The organism is Planotetraspora thailandica (assembly GCF_016863335.1).
GTDB lineage: Bacteria > Actinomycetota > Actinomycetes > Streptosporangiales > Streptosporangiaceae > Planotetraspora > Planotetraspora thailandica.
In genome coordinates this window covers 1-18965 of sequence record NZ_BOOR01000056.1, presented here as the reverse complement: position 1 = coordinate 18965, position 18965 = coordinate 1, and the positions used below count along the sequence as shown (strand labels likewise).

General features: G+C 68.5%; 22 protein-coding genes. 8 read left to right on the top strand and 14 right to left on the bottom strand.

Annotated features, from left to right (window positions below; translation table 11 throughout):
* Nucleotides 1-38: 38 nt before the first annotated feature.
* The 3 genes from Pth03_RS30715 to Pth03_RS30705 all read right to left on the bottom strand — a co-directional run bounded on the left by Pth03_RS30715 (nucleotide 39) and on the right by Pth03_RS30705 (nucleotide 2515).
* Nucleotides 39-569 carry a hypothetical protein gene (locus tag Pth03_RS30715; RefSeq protein WP_203947923.1) on the bottom strand — a complete coding sequence of 177 codons (531 nt, stop codon included), beginning with the start codon at nucleotides 567-569 and terminating at the stop codon, nucleotides 39-41.
* Between the two features lie 123 nt (nucleotides 570-692).
* Nucleotides 693-1349: a response regulator gene (locus Pth03_RS30710; RefSeq protein ID WP_203947922.1), complete on the bottom strand. Its 657-nt coding sequence runs from the start codon at nucleotides 1347-1349 to the stop codon at nucleotides 693-695.
* A complete protein-coding gene (locus Pth03_RS30705) occupies nucleotides 1346-2515 on the bottom strand; it encodes a sensor histidine kinase (protein WP_203947921.1) in 1170 nt (389 codons plus the stop codon). Before Pth03_RS30705 ends, Pth03_RS30710 begins: the two co-directional genes overlap by 4 nt.
* A gap of 159 nt (nucleotides 2516-2674) precedes the next feature.
* Here Pth03_RS30705 and Pth03_RS30700 point away from each other — a divergent pair, with 159 nt between their 5' ends.
* The 3 genes from Pth03_RS30700 to Pth03_RS30695 all read left to right on the top strand — a co-directional run bounded on the left by Pth03_RS30700 (nucleotide 2675) and on the right by Pth03_RS30695 (nucleotide 4726).
* Nucleotides 2675-3385: a hypothetical protein gene (locus tag Pth03_RS30700; protein WP_203947920.1), complete on the top strand. Its 711-nt coding sequence runs from the start codon at nucleotides 2675-2677 to the stop codon at nucleotides 3383-3385.
* A 269-nt stretch (nucleotides 3386-3654) separates the two neighbouring features.
* On the top strand, nucleotides 3655-4041 hold the full coding sequence (locus Pth03_RS42625; RefSeq protein WP_373318622.1) for a DUF6153 family protein: 387 nt from the start codon (nucleotides 3655-3657) through the stop codon (nucleotides 4039-4041).
* Between the two features lie 70 nt (nucleotides 4042-4111).
* The gene (locus Pth03_RS30695; protein ID WP_203947919.1) at nucleotides 4112-4726 is read left to right on the top strand and encodes a DUF305 domain-containing protein; all 615 of its coding nucleotides are present in this window, start codon (nucleotides 4112-4114) and stop codon (nucleotides 4724-4726) included.
* Between the two features lie 276 nt (nucleotides 4727-5002).
* Here Pth03_RS30695 and Pth03_RS30690 read toward each other — a convergent pair whose 3' ends face one another.
* The 3 genes from Pth03_RS30690 to Pth03_RS30680 form a co-directional block, all read right to left on the bottom strand.
* Nucleotides 5003-5845 carry a helix-turn-helix transcriptional regulator gene (locus Pth03_RS30690; RefSeq protein ID WP_203947918.1) on the bottom strand — a complete coding sequence of 281 codons (843 nt, stop codon included), beginning with the start codon at nucleotides 5843-5845 and terminating at the stop codon, nucleotides 5003-5005.
* A gap of 374 nt (nucleotides 5846-6219) precedes the next feature.
* Nucleotides 6220-7059, bottom strand: coding sequence for an oxidoreductase (locus Pth03_RS30685; protein ID WP_203947917.1), 840 nt, complete (start codon nucleotides 7057-7059; stop codon nucleotides 6220-6222).
* 134 nt (nucleotides 7060-7193) lie between these two features.
* A complete protein-coding gene (locus Pth03_RS30680) occupies nucleotides 7194-7685 on the bottom strand; it encodes a MarR family winged helix-turn-helix transcriptional regulator (protein WP_203947916.1) in 492 nt (163 codons plus the stop codon).
* 91 nt (nucleotides 7686-7776) lie between these two features.
* On the opposite strand from Pth03_RS30680, the gene Pth03_RS30675 reads away from it, so the two are divergent.
* Together Pth03_RS30675 and Pth03_RS30670 are read left to right on the top strand one after the other, a co-directional pair.
* On the top strand, nucleotides 7777-8193 hold the full coding sequence (locus Pth03_RS30675; protein WP_203947915.1) for an SRPBCC family protein: 417 nt from the start codon (nucleotides 7777-7779) through the stop codon (nucleotides 8191-8193).
* 175 nt (nucleotides 8194-8368) lie between these two features.
* Nucleotides 8369-9136: an aldo/keto reductase gene (locus tag Pth03_RS30670; RefSeq protein ID WP_203947914.1), complete on the top strand. Its 768-nt coding sequence runs from the start codon at nucleotides 8369-8371 to the stop codon at nucleotides 9134-9136.
* Between the two features lie 76 nt (nucleotides 9137-9212).
* Here the strand turns inward: Pth03_RS30670 and Pth03_RS30665 are convergent, their stop codons facing one another.
* The 4 genes from Pth03_RS30665 to Pth03_RS30650 are packed head-to-tail and all read right to left on the bottom strand — an operon-like array spanning nucleotide 9213 to nucleotide 12722.
* Nucleotides 9213-10397 carry an ABC transporter permease gene (locus Pth03_RS30665; protein ID WP_203947913.1) on the bottom strand — a complete coding sequence of 395 codons (1185 nt, stop codon included), beginning with the start codon at nucleotides 10395-10397 and terminating at the stop codon, nucleotides 9213-9215.
* Nucleotides 10394-11083 carry an ABC transporter ATP-binding protein gene (locus Pth03_RS30660; protein WP_275413251.1) on the bottom strand — a complete coding sequence of 230 codons (690 nt, stop codon included), beginning with the start codon at nucleotides 11081-11083 and terminating at the stop codon, nucleotides 10394-10396. Before Pth03_RS30660 ends, Pth03_RS30665 begins: the two co-directional genes overlap by 4 nt.
* Nucleotides 11080-12171, bottom strand: coding sequence for a peptidoglycan-binding protein (locus Pth03_RS30655; protein WP_203947912.1), 1092 nt, complete (start codon nucleotides 12169-12171; stop codon nucleotides 11080-11082). The genes Pth03_RS30660 and Pth03_RS30655 overlap by 4 nt, the downstream gene beginning before the upstream one ends.
* A complete protein-coding gene (locus Pth03_RS30650; RefSeq protein WP_203947911.1) occupies nucleotides 12168-12722 on the bottom strand; it encodes a hypothetical protein in 555 nt (184 codons plus the stop codon). Before Pth03_RS30650 ends, Pth03_RS30655 begins: the two co-directional genes overlap by 4 nt.
* Before the next feature lie 110 nt (nucleotides 12723-12832).
* On the opposite strand from Pth03_RS30650, the gene Pth03_RS30645 reads away from it, so the two are divergent.
* Both Pth03_RS30645 and Pth03_RS30640 read left to right on the top strand, forming a co-directional pair.
* Nucleotides 12833-14143 carry a sensor histidine kinase gene (locus Pth03_RS30645; RefSeq protein ID WP_203947910.1) on the top strand — a complete coding sequence of 437 codons (1311 nt, stop codon included), beginning with the start codon at nucleotides 12833-12835 and terminating at the stop codon, nucleotides 14141-14143.
* Nucleotides 14140-14784: a response regulator gene (locus Pth03_RS30640; protein ID WP_203947909.1), complete on the top strand. Its 645-nt coding sequence runs from the start codon at nucleotides 14140-14142 to the stop codon at nucleotides 14782-14784. Before Pth03_RS30645 ends, Pth03_RS30640 begins: the two co-directional genes overlap by 4 nt.
* Before the next feature lie 52 nt (nucleotides 14785-14836).
* Here Pth03_RS30640 and Pth03_RS30635 read toward each other — a convergent pair whose 3' ends face one another.
* The gene (locus tag Pth03_RS30635; protein ID WP_239119485.1) at nucleotides 14837-16027 is read right to left on the bottom strand and encodes a serine hydrolase domain-containing protein; all 1191 of its coding nucleotides are present in this window, start codon (nucleotides 16025-16027) and stop codon (nucleotides 14837-14839) included.
* Between the two features lie 306 nt (nucleotides 16028-16333).
* Here Pth03_RS30635 and Pth03_RS30630 point away from each other — a divergent pair, with 306 nt between their 5' ends.
* Nucleotides 16334-16813, top strand: coding sequence for a hypothetical protein (locus Pth03_RS30630; protein ID WP_203947908.1), 480 nt, complete (start codon nucleotides 16334-16336; stop codon nucleotides 16811-16813).
* 58 nt (nucleotides 16814-16871) lie between these two features.
* Here Pth03_RS30630 and Pth03_RS30625 read toward each other — a convergent pair whose 3' ends face one another.
* The 3 genes from Pth03_RS30625 to Pth03_RS30615 form a co-directional block, all read right to left on the bottom strand.
* Nucleotides 16872-17519 (bottom strand): response regulator transcription factor, encoded by a 648-nt coding sequence (locus tag Pth03_RS30625; protein WP_203947907.1) that lies wholly within the window; start codon nucleotides 17517-17519, stop codon nucleotides 16872-16874.
* Complete coding sequence (locus Pth03_RS30620; protein ID WP_203947906.1) at nucleotides 17510-18760, bottom strand: sensor histidine kinase; 1251 nt, start codon at nucleotides 18758-18760, stop codon at nucleotides 17510-17512. Before Pth03_RS30620 ends, Pth03_RS30625 begins: the two co-directional genes overlap by 10 nt.
* A 17-nt stretch (nucleotides 18761-18777) precedes the next feature.
* A partial coding sequence (locus Pth03_RS30615; protein ID WP_203947905.1) for a hypothetical protein occupies nucleotides 18778-18965 on the bottom strand: 188 nt, incomplete at its 5' end.

The following is an 18965-nucleotide window of genomic DNA, read 5'->3' as shown; positions in this document are numbered from 1 at the left end:
TTGCTGGCGGTGGTACCGCTGGCAAAACGGCCGGATCGTCACGACCGTCGCCCGGCCAGCCCGACCCCGGCCCAGATCAACGCCATCACGACGGAGTTCACCGGGTTCGGCAGGAAGAACATGGCCGGCAGGAACAGCGACACCAGCAGCCCCGCCCACCAGGGCCACACCCGCGTGCGCCACCCGATGACGCCCTGGGCGACGAGCCCGACCAGATTGACGAGCACCAGGACGGTGACGATCGGCTCCGGCCACTCCTCACCGGTCACGGTGACGCTGAGCATCGCGACCCCGGTCAGCGCCGTCGCGGCGATGCCCGGCAGCGAAGTCACGCGAGCCGGCACACCGCGCGGCAGGAAGAGGACCAAGGCGACCGCGGCCGTCAGGAAGGCGATCCCGACAAGCGCCTCGGAGAGCCGGCCGGCCCCCGAGGAGTGGTCGGAGATGGTCTCCGATCCGACCGTGGAGACGACCGCGTCGACGGCGATCAGCAGCGCGGTCCCGTACGCCGCGAGACTCCTCCCGTGCCCACTGACCCGGTCGACGGCTGTTGTGGTGGTGGCGGACACCTGAAACCTCCTGAGGGTTCGAACGACCCCTCCAGGCTCGGCGTCCGGCCATCCCGTGGTCATCACCTCCCGTATCCCGGCCTCCGGGATCGGCGTCCTGCTTTCCGGGACGAATCCGGGAGGTCACGCGGAAGGACGGACCAGCCCGCTTTCGTAGGCCAGCACGACGGCCTGCACCCGGTCCCGCACCTGTAGCTTGGCGAACACATGAGCCAGGTGGGTTTTGACCGTCGTCTCGGCCAGGCACAACCGGACCCCGATCTCGGCGTTGGTCGCCCCCGTCGCCAGCTCGCGGAGCACGTCGAGCTCACGGCCGGTGAGGCCGCGCAGCGCCTCCGGGACCCCGCCGGCCGGCGGCGGGCTCCCCACGAAGGATTCGATCAGGCGCCGGGTGATCCGCGGGGAGAGCATCGCGTCCCCTGACATGGCATTGCGGACAGCGGCGACCAGGTCCTCAGGTGAGATGTCCTTGAGCAGGAATCCGGTGGCCCCGACGCGCAACGCGGCGTAGACGTACTCGTCCGCGTCGAAGGTGGTGAGCACGACGATGCGGGGAGGCGCCTCGGAGGCCATCAGTTCCTCCGTGGCCGAAAGCCCGTCCTGCCGGGGCATCCGAATGTCCATCAACACCAGGTCCGGCCGCAGGGTTCGGGCCATGTACACGGCCTCGACCCCGTCCCCGGCCTCGCCCACCACGTCGATGTCCGGCTGCTTCTCCAGGATGGAGCGGAAACCGGCACGCACCAGCGCCTGGTCGTCGGCCACCAGCACGCGGATCAATGCACACGCTCCGCGGGTGGAAAGGCGGCGTGCACGACGAATCCTGATCCGCGTGGTTCCGCCAGCAGCCGACCGCCGTACATCGTGACCCGCTCCTTCATGCCGATCAGTCCGTGGCCGCCTCCGAGCCTGGATCCGCGCCCGTCTCCGTGGCGCGGGCCTGCATCGGCCACCTCGACCTCCAGGTGCGGGTCGGCGGCGATGCGTACGTGCACTCGGGTACGGCCGGCATGCCGCAGCGAGTTGGTCAGGGCCTCCTGGACGACCCGGTAGACCGCCAGCTCCCGCCCCGGATCGGCTTCGACATGCTTGGGAAGGTGCAGGTCCACCGTCAGGCCGGCCTTGCGCATCGACGCGACGAGTTCCGGCAGGTCCGCCAGACCGGGCGAGGGATGCCCGGACGGGGGGAGGTCGTCGGCCAGTCGCAGCAGGTTGAGCGTCCGGCGCAGCTCGGCGATGACCTGCCGCCCGGTGGCCTCCACCGCGAGAAGCGACTCGCGCGCCGCGGTCGCGGACTCGTCGAGCTCCATCCGCGCAGCGCCCGTCTGTACCACCATGACGGTCACGCCGTGCGCGAGCACGTCGTGCATCTCACGGGCGATCCGGGTCCGCTCCTCCAGCACGATGTGGCGGCTGTGCGCGTCGCGCTGCTCGGCAAGCTGGCGCAGTGCTTCCTTGAGGTCGTGACGCTGCCGCAGGAGCCGGTTGATCAGGTACCCCGCGATGAAAGTCGGCCACAGGATCATCAGCGGGAAGAGGATGTCTTCCCACCCTCCGAAGCTCCGCATGTGGATCGGGTACAGCGCGAAGGCGGCCACCGGGAGCGGCAGTATCAGCAGTGACCGTCGCGCGTCGCTCCAGCGTGCCGCCGAGTACATCGCGATTGCCATCGGCAGCACCGTGCCCCAGAAGGTGGAGGTGTGGGGAACGGACAGGCTCGCGAGGATGTCCGACGTGAACACGACGACCGCGACAGGGACAGGCCAGACCCGGCGTACGGCCAGGGGGACCGTCCTCAGCAGGGAGACGACCACGTTGAGCCACATCGGTCCGCCGAAGTAGCCGTCGTTGTTCGGTATGACGAGCTGGGCGATCGACGCAGCCGCGGCCAGCACTGCGAGGAAGAGGTCGAAGACCCACCGGCGCCGCGACAACGGATTGCGCATGGGCGAACTGTAATGCGGGGCGGCCTCCAGCGGATCATGCCCTCGGTAGCGGCGGCCTACTCCATATGGATGAGGCGAAAGGTCCGTCACGGCGGACGCACCGGCGGCCGGCGGCGACCTAGCGTGGCCGCACCATTCCCGAACTACCGGAGTACCCTCATGAAACTCCTCAAGCCCTTACCCCCGTTCCGGCCCGGCGAGGGCGCGGGTCAGGTGCCGTCGCTCCGGGTCACCGCGTTGGCGCTGGTCGGATCGTGGCTGTGCGTCGCGGTCGCGGAGTCGGTTTTCGGTGACCTGGACGAAACCACCTCGATCGCGGCCATCGCCGAGGGCAGCGGCCGGCTCACCGCCGGTGGTCTGATCGCGCTCGGCGCCGCGGCCCTGCTCGGGCTCGCCCTCGCCGGTCTGGGGCCCATCATGCGAGGCAGCGTCGCGGGGCGGATCGGGTGGGCCCTGCTGGTGCCCGCAGTCCCGTGCTCCGGCGCATTCGCGATGTTCCACCTGATTCTGGTCGAGACCGGGGCATCCGGTCTGAACCAGACGGCGATGGAGGAATTCGTCGTGGAGCGCTTCCAGGGCCCAGGGCTCTGGGCTGTGCCGGTGACCTACTACGTGTTCTTGGGGATGCTCTCCATGCTGCTGGTGCTGATCGCCCTGGTGCGCCGTGGCGTGACCTCGCCCTTGGCGCCCGTTCTCTTCGCGGCCGGCGTCGTCGGAGACAACGTCGTCACAGGCGGCGTCCTCGAGGTCGCGAGCGTCTGCGTGATGGCCCTGGGCGCCGCTGTCGCGGCGTACGGCCTCTGGCGAGGCGGCGGCGAGACATCCGCAGGGCCGCTGCTGGCCGGCGGCGCCGAGGTCACCGCGGCATGATCCCCGGAAGCACGGTCGTGCCGGGCCGCCTGGTGACGTTGTTCACCGAGGCCAGGGAGCGCCGGTGCTGGACAGCACCGGCGCGGCGGCGGAGCTGATCGAGCGCAGCAGCCTGGTTGTCACTGCGTCACGCATTTGGTCCGACCGGCTGCCAGAGCGCACTCAGACTGACCAAATTCGATAGTCAGCGATGACTCCTTCGTTGGGGCGGCGTGGCAGGATTCAGGCGAACGCGTCGATACTGTGACAACGTGACCAGGCCCGCTCGCATGCTCGCACACTCGTTGGGTGGGCTCCTCATGCTTGCCGCCGTAGTTTGCGGACTGTTCGCCATGCATGGCTTGCAGCCATCGCCGGGGCCCGTCGCCGCCCCGAGCGTCTTTGCGGATCTTGGTCACGATCATGCGCTGCCGATGCCGATGTCGCCCGGCGCACAGCATGACGGCGGCAGCCCTGCACCGCACGACGGCCATGGGGGCGGTCAGGTTTGTCTCGCCTTTCTGCTCGCCGGAGCAGTGCTGCTTCTCATGACTGCGGCGTCGGGCCATAGGTGGGAGCAGCCGGCCGTCCGATCACGTGGACAGGCTCTCCGTCATCCAGTCCTGATGCGCCCACGAGGTCCCACGCTCGCGCAACTCTCCGTGCTCCGGCTGTGACAGGTGCACGGCGGTCTCCCTCGACCGCCTGCGGCTCACAACAGATCACAAGCACGGAGGTTGTCCTTCTATGAACCGTCTCGTCCTGGGCTCGGCCGGATTGGTGGCGGCCGGGCTGCTGGTCACGGCCTGTAGCGCCACGGATATCAGCACTCATGACATGTCCGCGATGTCATCAACGCCGGCCACCTCATCAGCCCCGCCCGCGACCACAGTGGGCGCCGAAGCAGAGCACAACGATAGCGACGTCATGTTCACCCAGATGATGATCCCGCACCACCGTCAGGCAGTGAAAATGGCCAAGCTGGCCGACACCAAAGCCGCAAGCCCCGAGGTCAGGAAGTTGGCCGCCCAGATCGAAGCGGCGCAGGACCCGGAGATCCAGACCATGAGCGGCTGGCTCACGAGTTGGGGAATGCAGGTGCCTCGCACCGATGGCATGTCCATGGACCACGGCATGCCCGGCATGATGTCCGACGAGGACATGAAGAAGCTCGGCACGCTCTCCGGGGCCGCCTTCGACAAGGCGTTCCTCACCATGATGATCCAGCATCACGAGGGCGCCATCACGATGGCCAAGGACGAGCAGAGCAACGGCGTCTACGAACCGGCCAAGCAACTGGCCGGCTCGATCATCTCCAGCCAGTCTGCGGAGATCGCGACGATGAAGGAGCTCCTCCAGTAGGACTCCGACGTGTGGGCGGTGGCCGTCGCGTCACCGCCCACCCCGCGTCCCCGTGCATCGGTTTCCGCGAAAGTCGGCGCGGTGGAGGAGTCATCGTGAGGATCGCTCGGCTGGGGTCTACGCACGCCCTGCCGTAACCGCGTTATGCCAGTCCCGTAACCTCGATCGCCGTCGCGGCGGCCTTCGGCGCGCCCGCCATGTTGCCGACGCCTGCTGAGACGGATGGTCTCGAACGCATGATTCCATCAGGGTCGTCGTCGAAGTGCGGCCACGTGTCTAGTGGCAGAACGTGATGTGGCGCGGGCCGCGGCCCATGCCGGCCATCCTGGCGAGCGCGTGCTCTGACGGGGAGCCGGGCTCAGCCTGGGAGACGAAAATGAGATGGCCGGGAGCGCCCTCAATGGAGAACATCTGGCACCAGAGGATCAGGTCGCCGACTCTCCGATGATGCAGGCGCTTGGGTTCCCGCGCGGTGATGCATACGTCATGGCGTGCCCAGAGCCGGCGGAAGTCCTCGCTGTTGCCTGAGAGTTCAGCGATGAGATCGCGCAGGAAGGCGTCGTGGTGGACCGCTACCGTCGTGGCGCGTAGATGGGCCACCTTGAAGGCTGCTTCCTTCTCCCACTCGAGATAGAACTCGCGCGACTCCGGATTGAGGAAGGTAAAGCGCATCAGGTTGTCCACGTACTCGTACCCCTCCCACAAGGCGGTGGACAACCGGTTGCGCACCAAGACGTCCCAGCGGTGGTTCACCACGAAAGCCGGCGCGTGTGTCCATCGCTCCATCAGTCGCACCACGTCGGGATCGATGGGCCGATGGGTGGACTCTCGGATGCGCGCGCGGGGGTGTGCGAGCTCGTAGAGATGCGCGGTGGCGTCCGTGTCAAGACAGAAGACCCGCGCCAGGGCACCGATCACCTGCTCCGACGGGCAGCGCTGTTTGCCCTGTTCCAACCGCGTGTAGTAGCCGATGCTGAGGCCGGCCAACATCGCCACCTCATCGCGCCGCAACCCTGGCGTTCTACGACGGTAGTCAACGTGTGGCACCCCTGCTGTGGCAGGGCTCGTGAGCCGCCGCCTCGCCCTCAGAAACTCCCCAAGTGGGCTCTTGTTGCACATGTCTCCCTCCTACCGTGCGAAGCCCTGGGCCTCACTCCCCAGGCGCTCTCCCCCTCATGGCGACCTCTCCCCGTCAAAAGCGAGTCGCGATCTCGAACCATGCTGAGGCGGGCCCAGTGGAAAGGGTCGTCGCCGCCATGGCTCCCCTACCCTCCGGCTACGGCTCCTCTCAGGATTCCGCCGCGCAGTACGGAAGTCTTCTAGGGCAGCATGCAATCCCACTATGAAGGCAGCACCCATCTCCGATCCCGCAGGCCGGGCCCCCGTCATCCCGCTAGCCGGAATGCCTGCCCCGCAGGGACGGAGCCGCCCTCCTGACCGCCGAGATCACCTTCGAGGGCCGACTCCTTGGTCAGCCACAGGGGCCCACATGGTCACAGTTGTTGCTCATCGATGTCAGTGCCGGCGCTCAGCTGAGCCCAGGCGTCCAGGGAAGCGCGGTCGGCATCGAGGACGCTGCGGAACGTGTCGATCGCGTCCCCGCCGAGCAGGAGAAGAGCCGGCGGTTCCGGTGACTGGACGGCAGTGATGATCACTTGTGCCGCCTTGGCAGGGTCGCCGGGCTGGGTGCCGTGGACGGTGTCGTTCTCCTTGCGGCGTTTGCCGGCGGTCTCGGCGTAGTCCTGGATGGCCTCGGCGGACTGGGTGAGCGAGCGGCCGGCGAAGTCGGTGCGGAACCCGCCCGGCTCAACGGAAAAGGCGGTGATGCCCAGCGGCGCCAGTTCTTTGCGCAGCGAGCCGGTCATGCCCTCAAGCGCCGCCTTCGAGGCCGCGTAGTAGCCGGATCCGGCGGGTGTCATCCGGGCGCCGATCGAGGAGATGTTCACGATGGCGCCGGAGCGCCGGGCACGCATCCCGGGCAGGACGGCCTTGATCAAAGCCACGGCGCCGAAGAAGTTGGTGGCGAACAGGCGTTGGACGTCCGCGTCGTCTCCTTCCTCTACGGCGGCGCGGTATCCGTAGCCGGCGTTGTTCACGAGCACGTCGATGGAGCCGAAGCGCTCCTCGGTGCGGCGTACCGCCTTCTCGACCTGGGCCCGCTCGGTCACATCGAGGGTGAGCGCGAGGGCGGTTTCAGGGTGGACGGCGGCGAGATCCTGCACGCTCGACACGTCTCGGGCGGTGACGACGGCATTGTCGCCGCGGGCGAGCACGGCTTCGGCAAGGGCTCTTCCGAGACCGGTCGAGCATCCGGTGATCAGCCAGGTGGACATGATGATCGGTTCCCTTCTTTCTGGCACCGGGTTGGATTACGAGGCCGCGAAGACATTCTCAGCAACAGCGATCGCGGACCTGGCGCCGGGCCGGGCGGCGTAGAAGGCCAGGTGGATGACGGCCTTCCTTCGATTCATCCTCCGTCGGCGGGGACGTCGCTCAACTGCCGCCAGGCGCGCTGGGATCGTGTGACGTGTTCGAGGGCCGTCATGAAGACCCGATAGACCTCGCTCCCCAACTCCTGGCGGTGGCGCTGTTCGATCTGCGCGAGGATGGCGCGGCCCTTGTCGACCTCGTCCAGGCCGGTCTCGGTGGGGACGACGAGCTTCGCGCGCCGATCGCTCGGGTCGGCTTCCCGGCGCACATAGCCGAGCCGCTCCAGTTCATCGACGATGGTCCCGACGATCTGCTTGTGCTGCCCGGACCGCTGCGCGAGCTCGGTCGCCCGCGCGCCCGAAGCGGGCAGCACGGCCAGCACCGTGCCGTGCCGCGGCTGCACCTGGGGATGGCCCTGCTCGGCGAGGCGGGAGAACAGTTCATCCTGCAGCGCCCGCCCCATCTGCCCGATCAGCATCCCCAAGTCCGGCTCCCTGCTGTCGGCGTCCATCTCGACTCCAAATTTCATCACGATCATTGACTATCAATGATCGTTATTATACCTTGAGATCAGTTGATCCACCAAGCCCCCCGACAGGGGTCAGACAAGGAGATGCGCCATGAGCACGGTCGGATACGACTACAACCTCACCCGCACCCTGGACGCCCCGGTCGACAAGGTCTGGTCCGCGTGGACCATCGCCGACATCTACGGTACCTGGGCCAGCGCCGAAGACGTCGTCCTGGACGTCCGGCCCGGCGGCGCCTGGAGCTCGGTCATGGTCATCCCCGGCGGCACCCGCGTCCCGCTGTCGGGCGGCTACACCGAGGTCGTGGAGAACAAGCGCCTGGTGATGAGCATGAACGTACCCGGCGGCGACGAGCCCGTCCTGATGGCGGTCGACCTGGCCGCCCAGGGCGAGCGCACCCAGATCAGCCTTTCCCAGACGTTCGACACCGCCGAAAACCGCGACCAGGCCGAACAGGGCAGCAACTTCCTGCTCGACGGCCTCACCGCCTATCTCGCCACAGCCTGACCGGACGAGTCCGCGGCCCTTCCTCGTCCGACGAGGCAGGGCCGGACTGTTCCCCGGCGTACAGGACCCGCCTCGGCCAGGGCGGCGGCAGAGGCCCGCACCAGCAGCTCGACAAAGTGCCACAGCCAGTGAGCGGCCGTCGATCAAAAAAGGGTGTTGGGGCAGAATGCTACGCATGACTAAGACAGTGAACCTGCCCGGTGGCACTGCGCTGCCGTTGATCGGTTTTGGGACCTGGCAACTCCAGCCCAAGGAGGCGTACGAGTCGGTGCGTGCGGCGCTCGAGATCGGTTACCGACACGTCGACACCGCGACCTTGTACCAGAACGAGTCGGACGTCGGCAGAGCCGTGAAAGACAGCGGCTTGGACCGGGAGCAGGTCTTCATCACCACCAAGCTCCCCCCGCAGAACGCGCGGCAGGCCCGTCGCATCCTGGAGTCGAGCCTTCGGCTGCTCGGCACCGACTACGTGGATCTCTGGCTGATCCACTGGCCGACGGACCGAGACGAGCTCGTCTCGGCATGGCAGGAACTGTTGTCCGCCAAGGACGCCGGACTGGTCCGCAACGTCGGGGTCAGCAACTACAGCCCGGCACAGATCGACCTGCTGACCGAGGCCACCGGACAGCAGCCGGCGGTCAACCAGATTCCGTGGAGCCCGGCGCAGCACGACCCGGCCCTGCTGGAGGAGCACCGCCGCCGAGGGGTGGTCGTCGAGGGCTACAGCGGCCTCAAGAACACCGACTTGCACAACCCGGTCCTCACCGAGATCGCCCAAAGGCACGAAGTCACTCCCGCCCAGGTCGTCCTCCGCTGGCATCTGGAACACGACATCGTGATCCTGCCGAGGTCCGCCCGCCGGGAGCGCGTCGCCACCAACTTCGACCTGCAGGGCTTCGACCTCTCCCCCGAAGAGGTCACCGCAATCGACACCCTCGCCTGAGCCGGCCAACCGGCGGCGGGGGGCGAAGCAGCTCCCTGGCCGGAACCTTTTTAGGCCTGGTCAGGGAGCTGATGGCTTAGGCGGAGCGCAGTGCGTCGGTCGGGGCGAGGCGGGCGGCTCGCGTGGCCGGGTAGAGGCCCGCGAGCGCGCCGATCAGCACAGCGGCTCCGAGGCCGGCGGCGATGCCCGTGGGCGGGATGATCGGCTGCCAGTGCCGGTTGATCGCGGTGATGTAGGTCGCGACCGAGCCGAGCAGTGTCCCGGTGAAGCCGCCGAGTACGGCCAGGAGCAGCGATTCGAGCAGGAACTGGGTCGCGATGTGCGGGCGGGTGGCGCCGAGGGCGCGGCGCAGGCCGATCTCGGTGCGGCGTTCCAGCACGGAGATGACCATGACGTTCGCGATGCCGATGCCGCCGACGAGCAAGGCGACCGTGCCCAGGCCGAGGAGGAGGGACGTGGTGGAGTCGGCGACGAGCAAGCGCGATTCGAGCGCGTCGGACGGGCGGGTGACCGCGACTTCCTGGGGGAACTGGGGGTTGACGGCACGGGCCAGCAGGCCTGCGGTTTTCGTGACGTGTTCGGTGGCCGCGCGTAGGTAGAGGAGGGTGGGGTGGCCGGTGTAGCCGAGTGAGGCGGCGATGCCGGTGCCGATGAGCGCGGACCGGTCGATCTCGGGGGCGAGCTCGACGGGTTGCAGGATGCCCGCGACGGTAAACCATCGGCCGCCGAGCCAGACGCGGGTGGCCGGATCCAGGTGGGCGATGCCCAGCGTCTCGGCGGCCCCGTGGCCGAGCACCACGACCGGGTAGCCGCTGGTGGCCGGGGTGAGGAACCTCCCAGCTGCGAGGTGGCCGTCCAGGGTGGACAGCAGCGTCGTTTCGGTGACCCGGACCTCCATCCCGCCCGACTGCCCGGCGGGGATGCGATCGTTGCGGTAGACGCCGGTGTCGTGGAGTTGGGCGGTGGCGGTGACGTGTTCGACGCCGTCGGTGCGGGCGATGCTCGTGCGCGCGGTCGGTGGTAGTGGTTCCTCGTTGCCGCCGAGTTCGGCCACGGTCAGTAGGTTGGTGCCGAGACGGTCGATCCGGTCGAGTAGTTCGGATTGGCTGGAGCGGGTGATGCCCAGTACTGCCACGATCGCGGCGATGCCGATGGCGATGCCGAGCGTCGACAGCGCGGTCCGCGTCCTGCGGCTGCGCAGCCCGACCGTGGCCAGCGGCACCAGGTCACCGGCGCGCAGCCGGGAGACGGGCGTGGTCATGACTCACCGCCGATCCGGCCGTCGTGGATCTGGATGCGGCGGGTACAGGCGGCTGCGACATGCGGATCGTGGGTGATCACGAGCAAGGTGACGCCGTCGGCGTTGAGATCGCGGAGCAGGGTGAGGATCTGGTCGCCGTTGGCCGAGTCGAGGTTGCCGGTGGGCTCGTCGGCCAGCACGAGGGCGGGACGACCGACCAGGGCGCGGGCGATGGCGACCCGCTGGCGTTCGCCGCCGGACAGGAGACGGGTCAGATGGCCGACCCGGTGGGACAGGCCGACACGTTCGAGCGCGTCCATGGCGGCGGTACGGCGACGGCGCGGCGGCAGGCCGCGGTAGAGCAGGCCGCCGGCGACGTTGTCGAGTGCCGTGAGATGGTCGAGCAGGAAGAACTGCTGGAAGACGACGCCGATCGTGTGGGCGCGCAGCCCGGACAGCCGCCGGTCCGACAGTGTCTCGATGCGCTCCCCGGCCAGGTGGACGGACCCCGCGGTAGGACGGTCGAGCCCGGCGGCAAGGTTGAGCAGCGTGGTCTTGCCCGATCCGGACGGCCCGAGGACCGCGACCATCTCCCGGGCCCGTACGGTCAGGTCCACCCCGCGCAGCGACTCGACGGGAGGCGTCCCCGGGTAGGTCTTCACCGCGCCCTCGAAGGACAGCACCACATCGTTCATGAGACGGTTCACGAGACGGGCACCTCCACCTTGGCGCCCTCCTCGATGCCGGTCACCTCGACGGTTCCCGACTGGTCGTCGTAGAGCCCGGGCACGACCTGGACGAGCCTGCGGGCGGTGCCGTCCAGCACCGCGACCTGGTAGCCGCCGTTGGAACCGGCCAGCAGGGCGGTGACCGGGACGGTCAGCACGTTGCGCCGCCGCTGGCTGATCACGTCGACGTTGACCGGAGCCTGGTCGAGTTGGGCGAGTTCCTTGCCCGGCTTGACCAGGCTGATCGTCAGCGGGATGGTGGCCGGGCCCTCACTACCCGGCGGCCCCTGCTGCTGCTGAGGCGGCGTGGTCGCCACTTTCCCGATGGAACGGATCCGCCCGTCATAGGTGTGTGAAGATCCGTAAAGGGAGACGCTGACCCGGTCTCCCACATGCACCTGCGACCGCCGATCGGTCGTCAGGGAGACCCGGACGACCTTTCTCGTCGAGCTCACCACGAGCACCTGAGCGCCCGGCCCGGCCAGAGACCCCGCGGGGCTGTGGACCTGCGTGACCCGTACGGCCCCCGGCAGGAAGATCACCTCGCCGGCCTCCAGTCGTCCCGTACGGGACGCGTAGGGCAGGCCGCGCGCCTTCTGCCAGCGCCGCACGGCCGCCGCGGTGTAGGCGGAGAAATGCCGGTCCACTGTCCCCGGTTCCATGCCCAGCGCGGCCAGGTTGCTTTCGAGTTGCTTGACGTCGGCGCCGTCGGTCATGCCCAGAGCGAAAGCCCGGTAGGCGGGCGTCCGGCCATACAGCAGCACCGTGGACGCCGCCCCGACGGCGAACAGGCGGCGGCCGCGCTTGATCACCGCGCCCGGTGCGGGAACCGAAGTGATCACTCCCGGCGGGAGCTGGCTGACGATCGTGAACGACCCGTCGTAGCCGAGGGTCCCCCCGAGCGGCATCCGGGCGACGATGTCCCCCCGGCCGACCGTCACCCACGTGACGGCCACCGGCGATCCGCTCACCTTGGGAGCGGCAGGATCCTGGCGGGTGATCGCCCAGGCACCGGTCCCGGCGGCCGCGACCGCGACGACGACAACGAGCACGCGCGCGGTCCTCATGAGCTGAGGATCCTGCCGGACCAGAACTGCTCGCACGCGATTGCGGCGGTCCTGATGCGGTTCGATTTGCCCTCGGCCTGCAGCGGCGTCCCGGACAGCGGGAAGCTCCCGTCGGCCTTGGGATCGGGCCACTCCGGAATTCCGTGCTGGCGCAGGCATTTCGCGAAGTTCCGCAGGGCGGGCACGTCCTTCGGACCCGGGTCCCCCACTCGGGGCGGCCTGCTCTTCCTGGGTGGGGATGCGTCCGACAGCTGGTTGAGGAGCGACTTGCACTCGGGGAAGCCCTCCAGCGAGCGGAACACGGTCTTCACATCGCCGTTTCCACCGGGAAGGTTGAAGACGATGTCGTCGCCTTCGGCGTTCGCGACCGGGTCGGGGAAGTTCGGGTGGCCGTGGGCCCGGGCGCACTGGGCCATTTTCCTTCCGATCGTCATCAAGCGCTGGAAGTTGTTCTGGCTGGGCGAGGGGGACGGCGTGTCGGCGCCGCCGGCGGCCGAGCACCCGGTGATGCACACCAGGACCAGGGCCGTACAGGCAAGGATGCGTTTCATGCTCCCCAGGTTGGACGTGCGCCCGGGCCGCCGCGTCTGCCGTCCGGCGGACCCGGATGTATATCTCACGACAGATCCGCTTTTCATTCCGGCGCGGATACCCTGCCGCCATGCGCACGTTCCTGGGCGACTGCGCCATGGTCATCGTGCTGGCCGTGACCAGTGCGCTGCTGGGCGCCGATCCCTTCTTCAACACGCCGGCGCAGCGCAAGATGATCAGCGTCTACGGGTCGGCGGACGACTGGAGACTGCAGATTGTCTGCTGGTGGCTGGCGGCCCTGCTCGCGGTCGCGGCCGTCTTCGCCCGGCACCGGTGGCCGCTGGCGGCGATGCTGCTCGCCACGGCATGCGCGGCCTCGCACCTTCTTGGCTGGCCGGCGATGATGCTGGTGTCGCCGAGTCCCAAGGCGGTGCTTGGCAGCGATCTGCTGCCCCTCGACCTGGTCGTTCTGGTAGTTCTGTACGCGCTGGCGAGTGCCGCCGGTACTCGCCGGCTGTCGCTGGCGGTGCTCGTCACCCTCGAAGCCGGGCTGGTCGGCATCGGCCTGGTCGGCCCTCTCATTGACACCCCAATACTCACCATCTTGGCGAAGACCAACCCGGCGAAGAGCCCTGCCGACAAACTCGCTCTGGCGGACCCGCTGGCGGACGTGCTGTTGCAGGCTCTGTCGTATGCGGTAGTTCCAGCGCTGCTGCTGGGCATCGCCTGGGCCGCGGGTGACAACGCCCGGACCCGCCGTTTCCACCTGGCCGTCCTGCAGGCCCGGGCGGCCGACCTGGAACGCGAACAGGAGCAGCGGACGGCCCTGGCCGTCGCGACCGAACGCGGACGGATCACACGCGAACTCCATGACGTCGTCGCGCACGGCCTTTCCGTGATGGTCGTCCAAGCCCAAGGGGCGCAGGCGGCTCTGCGCCGGCATCCGGAACGCAGCGAGGTCGCGCTGGCCAATGTGATCACTACGGGACGGGCCTCGCTGGCCGAGATGCGCCGCCTGCTCGGCCTCGTGCGCACCGACCCGTCACTCGCTCCCCAGCCCAGCCTGGCCACGCTTCCCGACTTGATCGAAAGCGTCCGGTCCAGCGGAACCCCCGTCGAGTTCGCGGTCACCGGCGAGCCCGCCACACTGCCCGCGGGCATCGAGTTGTCCGCCTACCGGATCGTCCAGGAGGCGCTCACGAACGCCTTGAAGCACGCCCCACCGGGCAGCCGCTGCAGCGTGGACCTGTGCTTCAACGCCGACACCCTGCGCATCCGGGTCGCGGACACCGGCGCGGTCGCGGAGATACCGGTCTTCGGGAACGGGCTGCGCGGCATCGCGGAACGGGTGAACGCACTGGGCGGGACCTTCAGGGCGGGACCGGCCGACCACGGCGGCTTCGAGGTCACCACGGTCCTGCCGGTGGCGGTGCCGGCATGATCCGCGTCGTGATCGCCGACGACCAGGCCCTGGTCCGCACCGGTTTCCGCATGATCCTGGACGAGACCGACGACATTCGGGTGGCCGGTGAGGCCGCCGACGGTCTCGCCGTCCTGTCGGTCGCCGCCCAGGAGGCGCCTGACGTCGTCCTCATGGACGTCCGGATGCCCGGGATCGACGGCATCGAGGCGACCCGCCGCCTTCGCTCCGCGGAAACCGGCCCACATGTGATCATCCTGACCACCTTCGACCTGGACGAATACGTCTACGCGGGCCTGCACGCGGGAGCCGCGGGATTCCTGCTGAAAGACACCCTCGCGGCCGAACTGGTCACCGCGATCCGCACGGTCGCCGCGGGCCAGAACGTCGCCGCGCCCACGGTCACCAGCCGCCTGATCAAGCACTTCGTCGACACGGCACCGCGCCCCGCGGGCGGCTCAGGCCTGGCCCTCCTGACGTCCCGCGAGCGCGACGTTCTTTCACTCATCGCCCAGGGCATGTCCAACCAGGAAATAGCCGATCATCTCATCATCAGCGAAGGCACCGTCAAGACCCACGTCAGCCGCATCCTCGCCAAGCTCCAGCTCCGCGACCGCATCCATGCCGTCATTTACGCCTACGAAGCCGGCCTCGCCGGCTAGGTGAGCCAGTGCGGACACCGCCGCCTGGCTTGGCGGTCTCCGGCCCCCGCGGTCAGTCGTCGATTGCCTGGTAGACAGCGGTCCAGAAGTCGTTCCACATCGGCAGCCTCTGGTCGCCTGCGTGCGCCCGCTGCATGATAAAGATCGTCGTCATGTCCTCGGCGGGATCGTTGTACCAGGCGGTGCCGTAGAAGCCGGGCCATCCGTAGCTCCCGACCGAGGGGCCGAGGTGCGTACGGCGGGTGCGGACCGACATCCCGAAACCCCAGCCCATGGTGTCGAAGTATCCAGGCCAGAACCCGGAGACCGCCTTCTGCGCCGGGGTCAGGTGGTCGCTCGTCATCAGCGTCACCGACGGCCGCGAGAGCACCCGCTCGCCGTGGTGGGAACCGCCCGCGAGCAGCGCCGAGGCGAAGGCGAGGTAGTCGTCGGCGGTTGAGACGAGCCCGCCGCCACCTCCTTCGAACGCCGGAGGCCGGCTCCACCGCCCGTCGAGGCCGTCTTCGACGACCGGCTCTCCGGTGACGGCATTGTCGCGGTCGTACGCCGTCGCCAACCGGCCGATGCTCTCACCGCCCACGCTGAAGGCGGTGTCCTTCATCCCGAGCGGATCGCAGATCCGCTCGCGCAAGGCATCCCCGAAAGACATGCCAGTGGCCCGGGCGATGAGCACGCCCGTCACGTCGGCGGCGGTGTCGTACATCCAGCGCTCACCTGGCTGGTGGACGAGCGGAAGCGTGCCGAGCCGGCGCATCCACTCGTCCAGCGGCGGGTGGCCGAGTGCGTTCAGCGCGTCGGAGATCGGGACCGTTCCCGGCTCGGCAGGGACCATGCCGGTGCCGAGGGTGTAGGTCAGCAGATCCCGCAGCGTCATCGGGCGTTTGGCCGGAACGGTGTCGTCCAGTGGCCCGTTGGGATCGGCGAGCACGGTCATGTCCGCCAACTCCGGGAGGAGGTCGTCGACCGAGTCATCGAGGCGGAGGGTGCAGTCCTCGACGAGCGTCATCGCGCACGCGGCGACGATCGGCTTCGTCATCGAGGCCATGCGACAGATCGTGTCGCCTGCCATCGGCGTCCTCGACCCTGCGCCCTCGAAGGCGAGATTGCCCGTTGCTTCGATGTGCACCTCGCCGTGGCGGGCGAGGACGGCCACCATACCCGGGACGAAGCCGGAGTCGACGTGACGCTCGAGCAGTTCTCGCACCCGAGCCAGCCGTTTCGACGAGAAGCCACCAGTAGACACCTGTCTCCTCCTCCGCATCTCGTGCGTGCGCAAGTTACACCTTTTTGCGCGACATCGGACGTTCCGCGAAGACGTTGAGGAAAGGTGCTGACCGGCTGACCTCTGCCGCCGTGAGCGCCTCGCCGTTGATCATCCGTACAGGACGAGCGTGACCTAGACATTTCCGTAGGAGTCGTGAAAGATCGACGCCGTTCCGGGGCTCCAACCCCGACGCTCGGGTGGGGACGCGGTCCGGTACGTGGAGCGCTCCAACTGATCGCCGGGACGCGTACGGCGGTCAGCCAGATCAGGCAGGTGAAATCTCTGATGCGGCGGATATGGACGGCGGCGGTGGCGACGCTCGCGGTGGCGACGCTCGGTGCGTGCAGCGGCGTCGCCGACCACAGTGCGACCGGGGTCGCGACCAGCTACTTCCAGCGGCTGAGCCATCGTGACTACGCGGGCGCGTGCCAACTGCTCACGGACAGCCTGAAGGTCAAGCTCGGCGACTGTCCCACCGCGCTGGAGCGGCAGTACAACCGCCTCAGCAGCACCGAGAAGGGTGATTTGGGCGACGCGACCGTGAGACGCACCGTCAACAACGGCAAGAACTCGGTCCATGTGTATACGCAGGACATCGGGGAGCGGGTGCGGCCGACGCCCAAGAACACGCGTAAGGGCAAGCCGACGCCGAAGGCCACGTACACCTTCATGCACTCACGCGCCGCGTCCGACATGACCAACGAAAAGGGCCTGGTGCTGGTGGAGGTCGGCGGTTCCTGGGAGATCTCCGACTGTGGACTGTGACCGTAAGGGCCGGACCACGTACCAAAGCGGTCCCGGCAGATAAGCCTCGAGACGCACGTCACGTGTTGTTCAGGTAGGTGAGGACGGCGAGGACGCGGCGATTGTTGTCGTCGTCATCGGTGATGCCGAGTTTGCCGAACAGAGAAGTGGTGTATTTGCTGATCGCGCTTTCGCTGAGGAACAGCCGTCGGCCGATGGCCTGATTGGACAATCCTTCGGCCATGAGGCCGAGCACGGAGTGTTCGCGTTCGGTGAGCCGTCCGAGCCGCCGGTTCGACGGCCCGCTGGACAGCAATTTGGCGATGACGGCCGGGTCCATGGCGGTCCCGCCATCGGCGACGCGTTCCAGGGCATCGATGAACTGGTCGGCGTCGAACACGCTCTCCTTGAGGAAATAACCGATGCCGCCGGCGCCGTCGGCCAGGAGTTCGCGGGCGTACAGCTGTTCGACGTGCTGGGAAAGGATCAGGACGGGAAGTCCGGGCAGTTCGCCGCGGGCCGCGAGAGCCGCGCGCAGGCCCTCATCCGACTGGGTCGGCGGCATGCGGACGTCGACCACGGAGACGTCCGGCCGCCACGTCAGCAGCGCATCCAGCGTCTCGGGTCCGGTGGTCGCCGTCGCCACCACCTGATGTCCGTACGCCTCGATGAGGCGGACCAACCCGTCGCGCAGGAGGTAGAGGTCTTCGGCCACGGCTATTCGCATGGCAGCATCATCCTCACCCGCGTCGGACCTCCTGCCGGGCTGGTGATCTCCAGGGTGCCGTCGAAGACGGCGAGGCGGCGGCGTAGCCCCGCGAGTCCACCGCCGTCTCGTTCGCCGGCCCCGCCCCGGCCGTCGTCTTCGACGTCGACGACGATGTCGGCATCGTTTCGGGCGATGGAGATGCGCGCCCGGGTCGCGTGGGCGTGCTTGACCGCGTTGGTCATCAGTTCGGCGACTCCGAAGTACAGGGCGGACTCGATCGGCGGCTCCAGGCGCATCCGAACGTCGGCGGTGACCGCCGCTTCGAGCGGGCTGTCCAGGGCAAGAGCGCGAACGGCGTCGACGAGCCCTCGCTCGTTCAGCACCGGCGGGCTGATTCCCCGGACCAGGTCACGGAGCTCGGTCAATGATGTGGCGGCGCCGGCCCGCGCTTCCCGCAGCAGCGCCTTGGCCTGGTCAGGGTGGGTTTCCATGAGCTTCTCCGCGGTCACCAGGGACAGCCCGAGCGCGACCAAACGTGCCTGCGCCCCGTCGTGCAGGTCGCGCTCGATCCGGCGGATCTCGGCGGCCTGCGCGACCGTGATGTCCGCGCGCTGGTCCGTCAGCTCCTCCACCCGGTCCGCCAGCTCCATCGCAGGCGACGCGCGCAGGAAGCGGACGGCCACCGGCTCGATCGACCGCCAGGCGTACGGAGCACTGGCGACGGCCACGACCAGGCCGAGCACCCCGACGAGGACGGTGGCGAACTCGTGTCGGCTGAACCCGAGGACCGCCGCCGCGACTCCGGCCGGCGGGATGGCCGCGGTCACACCCATGGTGATCGGTGCGATCGCCGTGAACCGCAGGTCACGCCAGGTGGCGGGATCCCTCCACCGGGTTCGCCATTGCTGGTCCAGGCGGGCGTCCCGGCTGGTGCGCTCGTAGGAGTACCCGTTCCACCAGTACCCGGTCGCCATCTGTGTCACCGGCCCGGCCTGCCGGTATCCGGCGGGGATGACGGTGCCCGTCCACTTCGCGACGAGGGAGCGGACCATTCGGCACACCGGGCGGGACAGGGCGAGCGTGCCGATACACGCCCACACGAACGGCGCCGTCCACGACCACGGGTTTCCGCCCCACCAGATCAACAGCGCCACGGCGGCGGCCCAAACGGCCGGGACCAGCATGCTGACGACCGCCACGACGCACGCTCGTACGAACCCGACGCGGGCACTCGCCACCCACGACATCAGTTTTCGCATGACTGTTCCTTCTCGCCTCACGACCCCGGCACCCCCGCAATGCCCGGATCTGTCCGGTACGGCTTGGCGGTTCCACTGTGCACCGGACGGAGGCCGATATCACCTGGCGCGGCTTCGAAGTAGGTCTGGCCCCACCCGCCCGTACGTCCAGGCCCATACCGCACCGGTGTCAGGGCGCCGCGCAGCCGTCCGGGGTGCACAGGCC